The sequence below is a fragment of the Opitutus sp. ER46 genome (genome assembly GCF_003054705.1).
GTDB lineage: Bacteria > Verrucomicrobiota > Verrucomicrobiia > Opitutales > Opitutaceae > ER46.
Map to the genome: position 1 here is coordinate 165,694 of NZ_QAYX01000021.1, position 12,372 is coordinate 178,065.

The following is a 12,372-nucleotide window of genomic DNA, read 5'->3' on the forward strand; positions in this document are numbered from 1 at the left end:
GCAGTTACTCCCTGCCTATGCACCTGTCGTTTCGCCCCCTCGGTTTCCTGGGTGTCGTTCTCTCGCTCTCGTTGGCCGGCCCGTTGCGCGCGGCTTCGGACGCCCCGGCGCCATCGGCCACGTCCACGGTGGCGCCGGCGGACGCCGGACTGCGGCTCTGGTACACGCGGCCGGCGCAGGAGTGGGTGGAAGCGCTGCCGGTCGGCAATGGCCGGCTGGGTGTAATGGTGTTCGGCGGCGCCGCCGAGGATCGCCTCGCGTTGAATGAAGACACGGTCTGGGCGGGAGGGCCGCATCACAACAACCGCGAGTCGGCGCGCGCCGCGCTACCGGAGATCCGCCGGTTGTTGCTGGCCGGCGAGTACGCCAAGGCGGAGCAGCTGGCCAACGCGGAGATGATGGCGGGGGCGGTGAAGCCCAACGGGATGTCGTACCAGCCCGTGGGTGACTTGGTGTTGAGGTTCGCCGGACACGAACGCCTCGAAGATTACCGTCGCGAGCTGAGCCTGGACGACGCCACCGCGCGCACGCGCTACGCCATCGCCGGGGTCGAGTACACACGCGAGGTCTTCGCCTCGCTGGCGAATAACGTGATCGTGGTGCGACTGCGGACGGCGAAGCCTGCCGGACTCACATTCACGGCGGAGTGGGCGAGCCCGCAGTTGCACGAAGTGCGCCGCGCGGCCGACGGCATGCCGGTGCTGGCCGGCGTGACGCCGGCCCAGGAGAAGATTCCCGGCCAGGTGCGTTTCCAGGCGCAGATCAAGGTGCTGGCGAGTGATGGCGACGTTGCGACGGTCGGCGGGACGGTGGCGGTGAAGCGCGCCTCCGAGGTGGTTCTGCTCGTGGCGATCGGCACCAATGTCGTCAACTATCACGACATCTCGGCCGACCCGGCGGCGCGTTGCGCCGAGGCGCTGGCGGCCGCGGCGAAGAAGGACTTTGCGGCGCTGCATCGCGATCACGTGGCGAAGTACCGCGAGCAGTTCGGGCGCGTGAGCCTCGATCTGGGCACGACCGAGGCGGCGGCGTTGCCGACGGACGAGCGGTTGCGGCGCAACCAGCAGCAGCCTGATCCGGCGCTCGCGGCGCTGTATTTCCAGTTTGGCCGCTACCTCCTGATCAGCTCGTCGCAGCCCGGCACGCAGCCGGCGAACCTGCAGGGCATCTGGAACCCGCTCGTGCAGCCGCCGTGGGATTCGAAGTACACGACCAACATCAATGCGGAGATGAACTACTGGCCGGCGGAGTCGGCCGCGCTGCCCGAGCTGGCCGAGCCGTTCTTTGCGATGATCCGGGACCTGACGGTCACCGGAGCCGAGACGGCGCGCACGTTGTACGGCGCGCGCGGCTGGGTGCTGCACCACAACACCGACCTCTGGCGCATCGCGGGGCCGGTGGACCGGGCGCAGTCCGGGTTGTGGCCCACGGGCGGGGCTTGGTTCTGCCAGCACCTGTTCAATCACTACCTCTACAGCGGCGACGAGGCCTTCCTGCGCTCGGCGTATCCGGCAATGCGGGACGCCGCCCGGTTCTTCGTCGACACGCTGGTCGAGGAGCCGACGCGGCGCTGGCTGGTCGTGGCGCCGTCGGTTTCGCCGGAGAACCTGCACCCGATCCCGGGCACGAAGGAGAAGATCGCGATCGCGGCGGGCACGGCGATGGACACGCAGCTGGTGAGCGAGCTCTTCACCAACACCATCCGCGCGGCGGAAATCCTGGGGGTGGACGAGGAATTGCGCGCGCAGTTGCAGGCCCTGCGGCGCCGGCTGCCGCCGGCGCAGATCGGGCGGCACGGGCAGCTGCAGGAGTGGCTGCAGGACTGGGATGACCCGCAGGACAAGCACCGGCACATCTCGCACCTGTACGCGCTGTATCCGGGCAATGCGATTTCGCCGCGGCGCAGCCCGGCGGTGTTCGCGGCGGCGCGGCAGTCGCTCGAGTACCGCGGCGATCCGGCGACCGGTTGGTCGATGGGCTGGAAAGTCGCGTGCTGGGCGCGGTTCCTGGACGGCAATCGCGCGGCGAAGCTCCTCCACGACCAGTTGCGCCCGGTGTTCACCTCGGAAAACAGCGTCAAGGGCGGCGGCACCTACGCGAACCTCTTCGACGCGCACCCGCCCTTCCAGATCGACGGCAACTTCGGTTGTGCCGCGGGACTGGCCGAGCTGTTCCTGCAGAGCCACGACGGTGCGGTGGACCTGCTGCCGGCACTGCCCGACCAATGGCCGCAGGGGCGCGTGACGGGGCTGCGGGCGCGCGGGGGCTTCGTGCTGACCGCGCTCGAGTGGCGAGGCGGGCGACTCGCGTCGGCCGAGCTGCGGTCGACGCTCGGCGGCGTGCTGCGCGTGCGTTCGCGCGTGCCGCTGGCGCGGCGAGCCGACGCGGGCGCGCCGGTGGCGCTGACGCCGGCCAAGGGCCCGAATCTGAATCCGCTCTTCTTCACGCCGCTGGCGCCCGTGGTGGAGGTTTCGCCAGAGGCGAAGCCGAGCGATTACGCGCCGCCGACGGAGTACGCGTACGACATTCCGACGGCCGCGGGGGAGACCGTGACGCTGGTCGCGGCGCAGTGAGGGTGGGCTGGGCTTGGAATCTTTCTCTTCCTCTTACTCTTCCTCTTTCTCTCTTCCGGTATCCGTCAGGCGCTCGGGGTTTCCCCATCGCCGTCAATGAAGTCGCGTTGGCCATCATCGGTCGCGCGGAGCGACCGATCGGTGAGAAAGAGAAAGAGGAAGAGTAAGAGAAAGACCGTTCTCAACCCCAGGCTGGCGTTCGGGGAGCGGGGCGCGTGAGGATTTGGGCGCGATGCGTTTTCAGTCCCTCCTTGGCCTTGGCTGCTTTTTGTTCGCCGCGTGGCGGGCGTGGCGGGTGCGACGCGACATGGAGAAGGGCGAGACGCAGTGGGAGCGGGCGCTGTTTGGACGGAGGCGACCGATCTACTACGGCGAGACGCCCGTGAAGTTCTGGTGCGCGATCGCCGTGAACACCGTGATCGTCATGTTGATGGCACTTGTCGGCGCGGCGGTGATGCGCGCGTTCAGCGGCTTCTAGCTCGGATTTTCGCGGCGCGAGAATCCGAGAAGAACGGGGCTTGGCGCCGGGCGCGTGGACGCGCGCCGGCGAGCGACGCGAGGTGGATTTACCGGCGAACGGAGGGGACGGCAGCGAGATAACTAGCCAAATCTGGCTAGTTATCGCGGCTAACTAGCCAGATTTGGCTAGTTATCTCAGACGCGGCGGCGCTCTTCTTGCCCCGGGGCGGGAGAAGCGGCATTTACGGGGCTGTGCCTGACGACGCTGATCCGCCGCGCAAGTACTACGACTTCAAGCCCACGGAGTTCTCGCGGGAGAATCCGCCGGCGGAGCCGTCGGGAGCCACGGCCACGCCGCACCCGCCAGCCGGCGCACCTGCGCCGGGCGGCGCGCTCGATCCCTCGCGCCCGGTGGACGTGCGGGAGCTGTTTCGGCAGGCGGAGACGCCGGGGCCAATTCTGAACGCGGGGCGCGCATCCGCGCCGAACGAGGTGCACGGCATTCTGGCGGACAGCGTGGCGCGCGAGCAGGCCGCGGGTTTGCACACGGTGCCGGAGAAGCCGCGGCGGCCCTCGAGGCGGAAGCGCGATTACTGGGTGCTGATGATCGGCGGCAACGCGCTGTTTAGTTTCCTCGCGTGGCACGGGCTCCGGTCGGGCAATGTCGTCCTCTTCGTGTCGTCGATGGCTGCGATCGGGCTGATTTCCGCCAGCCTGACCTGGGTGATGTGGTTCGTGATGGACGACTACTGAGCCGCTTTCGCGATGCGAAAACGGCTTAACTGCGGCGGCCGAAGAACTCCCAGAGCAGCACTGCGGCGGCGGTGGAGACGTTGAGCGACTCGATGGCGCCGCTGCCCGGGATCGTGACGAGCCGGGAGCAGGCGGCGCTCATCTCGGGAGAGAGGCCGTGTTCCTCGTTGCCGAGGACGAGCGCGACGGGCTTCGCGGAGGAACGGGAGGCGGCTTCGGGCCGGCCGCCGCGCGTGGCGGCGCCGACGACGTCGAAGCCGGCGGTGGCGAGCGAACGGGCAAAGGTCGCTAGGTCCTTCACGCGGTGGACGGTGACCGCCTCCATGCCGCCTTCGGCGACGCGGTACGCGGCCTCGCTGGGCAGCGCGGCCTGCGGGTGCTCGGGGATCACGATGTGACTCACGCCAAAGAAGCCGGCGGAGCGCGCGATGGCGCCGAGGTTGTGGGCGTTGCCGATGCGATCGAGGAGGAGAACGGGCGTGCGCTTGGCGGCCCAGTTCTTCAGGTCGGCGGCGCCGGGCGCCTCGAGCTTCGGGGCGGCGACGACCGCAACGATGCCGCCGTGATGGACGGTGCCGGCGATCTTCTCGAGCTCGGCGGGCTCCACACAGCGGTAGACCTTGCGGGCGGAGGCGAGCGCCTTGCACATGAGGCCGACCTTGCGGCCGGTGGCGTAGTCGAAGAAGAGCCGCTGGATCGAACCGGCGTCGCGGGCGAAGCGCGCGCGCACGGTCGCGAGTCCGCAGAGCTTCAGTTCATCGTTTTTCATGAGGCGAAAGGGGGCGGCGGGCGCGCTCAGCGCGGTCCGGGGGCGGGAGCCTGGCCGACGAGCGTGAACTCCTCGCGGTCGTGATACAGGTGGTGGATGCGCAGCCCGGTGTCGGCCTGGGCGGCGCGGAGTTCGCGGAGCAGGCCGATGGGATCGACGCGACCGAACTTCAGGTTGACGACGAATTGCCGGCACCAGCCGCGGGCGAGCCAGGGTTGCAGGATGTTCTGCCGGACATGGTGGGGGTCCTCGACCAGGTCGCAGAACAGCCAGTCGAAGGGCTGGCCGGCGGGCGGCGCGAAATGAAACGCGTCCTCGCGGCGATGCTCGATCAGCGGGTGGTCGAGGGCGCCGCCCTTGAGCGGGCCGTTGTCGACGGCGACGACGCGCGCGCCGCGCTTGGCGGCGCTGTAGCTCCAGCCGCCGGGAGCGGCGCCGAGGTCGCAGACGGACTCGCCGGTGGTGGGCTCGCGACCGAGGACGACGTACGCCTCCTCGACCTTGAGGTAGGAGCGCGACGGCGCGAGCGGGTCGTCGGCCATGCGGCGCGGGCCGTGTACGTAGGCGGCGCGGGCCACGAAGACGCGGCCGAAATCGACAAAATGGACGAAGAGTCCGCGGACGGGGCCGACCCGCCGGGGCAGATCGGGACTGGCGAGCTTGGCCACGCGGGCGAGGCGTTTCTTCAGTTGCTCAATGAAGGTGGATTCGACGGCGCTGATGCGGCGACCGAGCCCGACGAGCTCGTGCGGGCCGAACCACACGCTGGGCCACGCGGCCTCGATGCGTTCGCCGCGGAGGGTTTCGAGAAAGTGGCCGGAGATCTGGCTGGCGAGCGCGTTGACGGACTCGCCGCGAAACTCGACGGGGGAGACCAGACTGAGGTGGGCGAATGCGAGCGAAGGCAGCAGTGGCGCGTCGATCGCGGTCGGAGCGCCGGCGGGTTCGGCGAGCCGGATCCAGCCCGGGCCGTTCTCGGTCACGGTGCGGCCATGGAGCTCCGTCAACTCGCGGGCGAGCAGCGCTTCAAAACCGGCCTGGCAGGTGAGCAACACGTCCGCGAACGTGGCGCACAGCGCGGAAGCGGCGAGCTGAAAAACCGAGGGCCTGAGAGCCCTCGGAGTGAAAGTGAGAGTGAGAGTGAAAGGGGCGATACGTGCGGCTTTCAAAGTGGGCAACCGCGAAAGGCGCGAAGGGGACGCGAAAACCTGCGGTGGGCGACGTGGGGGCCGTCGTTGGGTCTCAGTGGCCGGATCCGAGCCTTTCGCGTGAGTTCGCGTCGTTCGCGGCTTTTTCGACCGGTGATCGGCTCATCCGGTAAACCGTCAATCCCAGGCGGTGGTTAACCACGAAGTCTTGCGCCTCACTTGGCGCTCGCTCGTTCCCGGACGTAGTCGGTGGCGAGTTTTTGGGCGGCGGGCATGCCCTGCATGACGCGCGGCATGAGGACCTGCATGAGTCGCTGCTGCACTTCGGGCTGTTTGCGGTTCCATGCCTCGCCGGCGGCGGTGGCGTGGAAGGCGGCCACGCCGGCGAGTTCGTCCTTGGTGTAAACCTCGGCGTAGATCCGCGCGAAGTCCTGGCGCATGGCGTCGGATTGCAGGTCGGCGACGAGCAGGTCGCCCATCCGCCCAAGCAGCGTATCGATTTCCTCGGGACGCAGGCCGGCGCGCTTGAAGTCCGCGGCGGTCTGCTGGCGGAGTGCGGTGACCATGCCCTTCTTTTGCTCGACGACGATGGCATCCCACATGGCGTCGAACTGCATCTGGCCGAGGAGGGCGTCGGCTTCGGCGACCGTGGCCTTGGCGGTGGCGGAGGCCGTCTCGCCCTCGGCGGTCGTGGCAGTGCGCAGGGCGACGATGGCGCGCTGGCTGGATTGGCTCAGCACGAGGGAGTCGGTGCCGGCGCGGAACTCCTCGAGTTTCCAGCCGGCAAAGGTGTCGCCGAGGCTGCACCAGCGGGACTGGTCGCCGCCGGGGGTGACGAGGGCGAAGCGGTGGGCTTTGCCGGTGGCGAGAATGCCGCGGAGTTCAGGCAGGAGAGTGGTCTCGGCGGCGTAGGTGGCGGTGGCGAGGAGCGCGAGCAAGGTGGTGAGGGCGAGGCGGAGGGATGTGATCATGAGGTTAGGGGGAAAAGGAGGCGTGGAGCGCCGGGAGGTGGACAGGCAGTGGCCCAGGCCCGCAGAGGCGGAGACAGGCGCGGGGAGAGCGATGGTGGGGACTACGCCTTGGCGCGCGGGCGCGTGAGGCGTACCAGCACGGCAGCCCAGGCGATGGCGATGGCGGAAAGCCCGTGCAGCAGCATGGGCGGCAACAGCCGGTTCATGGTGGCGAGATCGACCCGGTAGACGGGCGCGAGCCACACGTTGAGCCGCCAGTTGATCAGGCCGAGGAAGAGCAGGGCGCAGATCACGATGAACCAGCCTCCCAGCCGGTCGCCATCCGCCGGTGCGGGGTGGCGGCGACCCCACCAGGCGGCCCAGCCGAGAAGCCCTAGCATGAGTCCGACGACAGCCCAGGCCACGGCGTGGTCGCCGGTTCTCCAGGCGACGAAGATGGGGGTCCAGAAGAGGGCGATGAGGACGGCGGCCGTCAGGATCAATTCGCTGCCTGGCGACGGCGGAACTCTCGGGGCGGAGGGACTACCTGCGGCGGCGAGTTCACGGCGCAGGGTGGCCTTGCCCCGGATGAGGAAGGTGACGATGGCGATGTCGATCATCGCGATGCCGAACCAGACAGCGACGACGGGGGCGGTGGCGAGCCAGTCCTGGCGCTCGTGGAGCCCGGCGCGGAAGGCGAGGCGGCCGGCGGCCGGGAGGGCGAGGACGAAGCCCAGCGTCGCTAGCCAAAGCAGCAGCAGCCAGCGCCCGAGGAAGCGCCGTTCGCGCGGCGTGGGGGCTTGGACGAGAATCGTCCAGGAGATGCCGATGGCGGCGAAGAGGCCGATGAGCGGGGCGGCCCAGGTGAGGAGCGTGCCCAGGAAGCCGCCCTTGGCGGCGCCGCCGCCGTGCGCGACTGTGGTGGCCGTGCTGATGGCCGGACCGGTGCCGATGAGGAGCGGAAGCGCGTGCTCGACCTGGAGCGTGAACTGGGGCCCCGGGTTGGTGCGCTCGAGTGTGGACTCGATGAACGCGAGCATGCGCTCGTGCAGCAGGCGGCGGCCGCGCGTGAGCCGCTGCATGGTGGCCTCGGGGGTAAGGTCGAGTGCCGCGGCGACGGCTTCGACGGAGCGATGTTCGCGGTAAAAGAGAATGAGCGGTTCGCGGTAGGTGGCCGGGAGCCGGCCCACCTCGCGCCAGAGCAGCGCCATCTCCTCGTTGCTCACAACCTCGCTGGTGGGCTGGGCGTCGTCGGCGGGCACGTCGCTGGCGGAATCGAGCGGGGCGGCGGCGTGGGCGGGCTGCCGGCCGAGGCGGCGGAGCGTGTTGGCGATCGTGCGGCGAGCGATGCCGCAAAGCCAGGGTCGCAGGCGGCTGGGTTCCTGGAGGTCGCGGAGACCGCGCCACGCGGCGACGAACGTTTCCTGGGCCAGATCCTCGCTGTGGGCGCGGCTCCCGGTGGCGCTGTAGGCGAGGGCGCAGACGAGCGACTGGTAACGCCCCACAATCTGGCCGAACGCCTGGCGATCGCCGGCGAGGCTCTGCGCCACGAGGTCGGCATCGGCGGGGAGGGTGGGAGAGAGCGGGGTCGAGGTCATGGCGTCACCCCATAAGTGGTCGGAGGCGGGCTCGACCTGACAGGAAATCGGAGGGGCGGGGTGGACGCGAGCCGTGTGTCGCCGCGGGGAAAACAGAAGCCGCTCCCGGGGAGGAGCGGCTTCCGTGTTGGGCGACGACCTGTCGCGGGTCGGCGTTAGCGAATGATTTCGCAGGCGCCGCCGGCGCAGGCGACGGTTTCCTTGAGCTCGGTCTCGTCGGACGCCTCGCGCATCTGCGTGTAGTCGACGCGGGCGGGGCGGAGCGAATTCCACTTCCCGATATCGGCCTCGGTCATGACCTCTTCGCGGGGGGCCTGGGCGTAGGCCTTGTCACCGGCGTCCTGGAGCAGGGAGATGCCGGTGAAGAAGCGGCGGTTGGCCCAGATGAAGTTGGCAACTTCCTCCCACTCCTCGGGGCGGACGGTGCAGGTGTTGGACACGTTGTGGTGCAGGTCGGGCGAGCGGGACGTCATGTCGCCGCCCGGGATGACCCAGTACTGCTGAACCAGCTTCACGAGCTCGAGGAACTGCACGGCGTTGATGTCCTTGCGGAGGATAGCGCCCTTGGGGGCCTCGGTCGGGAAGGTGATGACGTCGTCGGTCTCCGGGTTGTACACGGAGGCTTCGGTCATCTGCGGGTTGGCCTGCTTGAAGAAGGCGTAGATCGGCTCCTTGCGGTTGGCCTGCACGCGGCGGAAGTAGGCGCGCGAGTGGTGCGGGTGGATGCCGGAGGCGGCGTTGAGCAGGAGGGAGGCGGTGCCCTCGGGCTTGGTCGTGGTGATCTTGGCGGCGGGGCGGATGCCGAGGAGCTCGGCCATGATCAGGTTGGTGGCGCGGCAGAGCTTGGCGCCCTTGGTGAGGATCTCCGGGTCGAAGAGGACCGACGGGTTGTCCATGAACCCGCAGATGGAAACGCCGAGGAGGGCGTCATGCTCGTTGAGCAGCCGGGTGACCGGGCTCAGGTACGGCATGTCGGTGTAGGCGGCCTGCATGGTGCCGATCGCGGTGGCGGTGATGCAGGCGCGCATGAAGGCGGCCTCGGAGGTGGCGGCCTGGCCGTTGATCGTGGTCAGGTTGCAGTGCTGGAAGCCGGAAAGGCGGGTGGTGCCGGGCAGGTCGCCCTTGTAGCCCCAGCGGTAGAGGTTGCTCAGCTCCTCGGAGGAGAGGTCCCAGTTGACGACGGGGAGCAGGGCGATTTCGGCGCAGGGGTTGCAGCCCGCGTCGGGGTGATCGCAGAAATAGAAGCCGGGCTCGCCGAATTCCTTCTGGGCCTTGAAGAGCTTGCGGAAGTGTTCGGCGTTGCGGTCGGTGCGGGCGAGGACGGCGGAGTTGTTCGAGGCGGACCGCTGCGGGTGCTTGTCGAACCAGTTGCCGGTCTTCGCGTTCATCATCTCCTCATCATCGGGGGAGAAGAGGCAGATGGTGGCCGAGCGGCGGATGCCGCCGGCGAGCACCGCCTTGGCGATGAACATGTTAATGTCGTACACCTCGATCGGGCGCAGCGCGCGACCGGCGGCGTGGTCGAGGACCTCTTCGACGCGGTTGAGGGCCTTCTTCAGCGGGAGATGGCCGGGGGCCTTGCCGCCGGAGGTTTTGAGCGAGGCGCCGCGGGGGCGGATGGACGAGTAGTCGAACTCGATCTTCTTGCCGCTGTAGAAGGAGGTGAACAGCGCATCGAGGGCATTGGACCAGCCTTCGATCGTGTCCTCGATGTGGTAGTGCCAGACCGGCAGATCGTTCTCGGCGGAACGGGCCGGGAGGGCAGGCAGCATCGCCACGTGGTGCTTCTGGACGGAGAAGCCGACGCCGCAGCCGCTGAGGAGGAGGAAGAAGTACTCGCGGAAGAAATCGAGCCGGTCGACGTTCGAGAAGCTGCAGTTGAACATCCGGCTGTGGTTCTTGAGAATCGCTTCGCCGCCGAACTGCATCGAGCGCATGCTCGGAAGCACCTTCTTGGCCGAGACCTGGGCGAACGCCTCGTTGATGATCGTATCGAGGGTCTTCTCCCCCAGCATCTGGGCGAGCAGCTCCGCATGGCTGCCGGCGAGGAGGTTCACCTCGGGGGACAGGCTGCCACCCATCCGGCGGCTGAGCTTGTCCTTGAAATGGGTGAGATGCATGTCGCGCACGCGCTCCACGCCCTCGGCAAAGATCTCGCGGCGACCGAGCTCGGGGCGGTACCGGGCGTACTTCGCCATGGCGATGTAGTCGGCGAGGCCGTTGTCGGCGTAGTGGGCCAGGCGGCGCTCCGACTGGCGGGCGCGGTAGAGCACGAACGCGCGGGCAACGTCCCAGTGGCCCGCGGCGGCGATGGCCTTTTCGGCCGCGTCCTGCACCTGCTCGATGGTCGGGTGTTTGCCGTCCCGGTAGTACAGCTCGAGCATCTGCGAGACTGCGGCGGCGATCCGCGTCACCTGAATGAACGCCTCACTGTCGAGGCCAAAGCACGCGAGGATGTCGTCGCGGTACGGGTTCGGAGCGTTGTCCGTGCGGACTTCGTGAAAGGCGAGGGCGATGGCGCGGGTGACCTTGTTGAGGTCGAAGCGGACCTTGGAGCCGTCGCGCTTCACGACCATCCGGGCATCGCCGGCAATGGCACGGTTCAGGAGTTGGGCTCCGTGGAGCCGGGTGGACGCCCGGGGGGAGCTGGAGGACGTAAAACTAGAATTCATGAGATCGAATTGGGAGGGTGTGTGGTGGGAGCGAGTGGGAACGGAACGGCGAAAATCAGGGGACGCGACCATGCGAACGCGTCGGCGAATTTCCCGCCGAATCCGACAGGACCGTCATGCAATGCGCGGCGTCGAATTCGGAGGGGTAAAGGCCGGGGGCGGGGCGGCCCGGAACGGCAGGGGTTTTTGACCATGCAAGCCACGCTCCCCCGACCCCGTCGTGGCGCCCAAAAACGGGTCCGCCAGCGGCGAGAAAAGAGAGGCGTGATGCAGACAGGAAAACATGGTCGGAGAAAAGCAGGCGGGGCCCTGCCCAGGAGTGTCAGGTCTCGGTCAGTTCCGCCGGGTCGCCACTACTGATAGTGTTGGGCCGGTGGTCAATCCACAACCCGTTGTGGTGTGTAAAATATAACGCAAATTCATGCTTACGCCTGCGGTCGTCCTCCTGTGAGGCCCGAGGGGCATCCCCGGGCCACTCGAATTGCGCCGAATTTTCCGTATCGGCAAGATATGCGCAACCCGCGGCGATGAGGTGCCGGATGCCCCCGGCCGGCGCAGCAAAAAAATCCGTCGCGAGGCGTACTTTTTTCGACCTCGAAGCGCCGCGTTGGCACGGGATCGAAAACTGCCTCGCAACCCGCTTGGGAAGCCGTTTTTGGGCTTGGGATTCCACCAGATCCTGGCGCCATGGTGGGCATGCGTCGACGCCTCGACCAGATTCTCGCCAGCCTGGGATACGGTAGCCGAAGGGAGGTCCACGGACTTGTGGACGAAGGCCGCGTGACCGTCGGCGGTACGCGGGCGGACGACGCGGCGGCCAAGGTCGAACCCGGGCAGGTGCGCATCGACGGCGAGCCGCTCGACCATCCCGACGGCCTGCTCCTGCTGCTGCACAAGCCGGCGGGCGTCGTCTGCTCCCACGAGGAGCGCGAGGGCCCGAGTGTGTACGGGCTGCTGCCGCCGCGCTGGCGGCGGCGCAATCCCGCGGTCACCAGCATCGGTCGCCTCGACAAGGACACGACGGGGCTGCTGCTGCTGACGGACCAGACCGAGCTGGTCCATCGGCTGACCTCGCCCAAGCACAAGGTGCCCAAGCTCTACCGCGCCACCGTCGACGCCGACCTCGCTCCTGACCTGCCGGCGCGTTTCGCCAGCGGCACGCTTCTGCTCACGGGCGAGGACAAGCCCTGCGCGCCGGCGGAGGTGCGCCTGCTTGGGCCGCGGGAAGCGGAAGTTACGCTCACCGAGGGACGTTACCATCAGGTGCGGCGGATGTTCTCCGCGTGCGGGGCGACGGTGCTGACGCTCGAACGCCGGCGGTTCGGCCACCTGGAGCTGGGCGACCTTCCCGCGGGTGAATGGCGCGAGCTGCCACTCACGACGTTTGGCGCGGCGGAGTAGCTGCCTTCTGCCTTCCCTTCATCCCGCCCGGCCCCACACTCGCCGGTTT

The 12,372-nt window shown here is 68.4% G+C and carries 9 protein-coding genes; 4 read left to right on the forward strand and 5 right to left on the reverse strand.

Annotated elements, in window-relative coordinates; all coding sequences use genetic code 11:
• The first annotated feature begins 17 nt into the window (after nucleotides 1–17).
• The 3 genes from DB354_RS09145 to DB354_RS09155 all read left to right on the forward strand — a co-directional run bounded on the left by DB354_RS09145 (nucleotide 18) and on the right by DB354_RS09155 (nucleotide 3,785).
• Nucleotides 18–2,573, forward strand: a complete 2,556-nt coding sequence (locus DB354_RS09145; protein WP_158277450.1) for a glycoside hydrolase family 95 protein — start codon at nucleotides 18–20, stop codon at nucleotides 2,571–2,573.
• A 232-nt stretch (nucleotides 2,574–2,805) separates the two neighbouring features.
• The gene (locus tag DB354_RS09150) at nucleotides 2,806–3,051 is read left to right on the forward strand and encodes a hypothetical protein (RefSeq protein WP_107835198.1); all 246 of its coding nucleotides are present in this window, start codon (nucleotides 2,806–2,808) and stop codon (nucleotides 3,049–3,051) included.
• A gap of 233 nt (nucleotides 3,052–3,284) precedes the next feature.
• Nucleotides 3,285–3,785: a hypothetical protein gene (locus DB354_RS09155; protein ID WP_107835200.1), complete on the forward strand. Its 501-nt coding sequence runs from the start codon at nucleotides 3,285–3,287 to the stop codon at nucleotides 3,783–3,785.
• A 25-nt stretch (nucleotides 3,786–3,810) separates the two neighbouring features.
• Here DB354_RS09155 and DB354_RS09160 read toward each other — a convergent pair whose 3' ends face one another.
• The 5 genes from DB354_RS09160 to DB354_RS09180 form a co-directional block, all read right to left on the reverse strand.
• Nucleotides 3,811–4,554, reverse strand: coding sequence for an RNA methyltransferase (locus tag DB354_RS09160; RefSeq protein WP_107835202.1), 744 nt, complete (start codon nucleotides 4,552–4,554; stop codon nucleotides 3,811–3,813).
• 26 nt (nucleotides 4,555–4,580) lie between these two features.
• The gene (locus tag DB354_RS09165) at nucleotides 4,581–5,609 is read right to left on the reverse strand and encodes an SAM-dependent methyltransferase (protein ID WP_107835204.1); all 1,029 of its coding nucleotides are present in this window, start codon (nucleotides 5,607–5,609) and stop codon (nucleotides 4,581–4,583) included.
• Nucleotides 5,610–5,917: 308 nt separating this feature from the next.
• Nucleotides 5,918–6,673, reverse strand: a complete 756-nt coding sequence (locus tag DB354_RS09170) for a DUF2059 domain-containing protein (RefSeq protein ID WP_107835206.1) — start codon at nucleotides 6,671–6,673, stop codon at nucleotides 5,918–5,920.
• Nucleotides 6,674–6,774: 101 nt separating this feature from the next.
• On the reverse strand, nucleotides 6,775–8,250 hold the full coding sequence (locus DB354_RS09175; RefSeq protein ID WP_107835208.1) for a sigma-70 family RNA polymerase sigma factor: 1,476 nt from the start codon (nucleotides 8,248–8,250) through the stop codon (nucleotides 6,775–6,777).
• A gap of 155 nt (nucleotides 8,251–8,405) precedes the next feature.
• A complete protein-coding gene (locus DB354_RS09180; protein ID WP_107835210.1) occupies nucleotides 8,406–10,922 on the reverse strand; it encodes an ATP cone domain-containing protein in 2,517 nt (838 codons plus the stop codon).
• Between the two features lie 696 nt (nucleotides 10,923–11,618).
• Between DB354_RS09180 and DB354_RS09185 the strand changes: the two genes are divergently transcribed.
• Entirely contained in the window at nucleotides 11,619–12,323 is a 705-nt protein-coding gene (locus DB354_RS09185) for a pseudouridine synthase (RefSeq protein WP_107835573.1), read from the forward strand.
• Nucleotides 12,324–12,372: the final 49 nt, after the last annotated feature.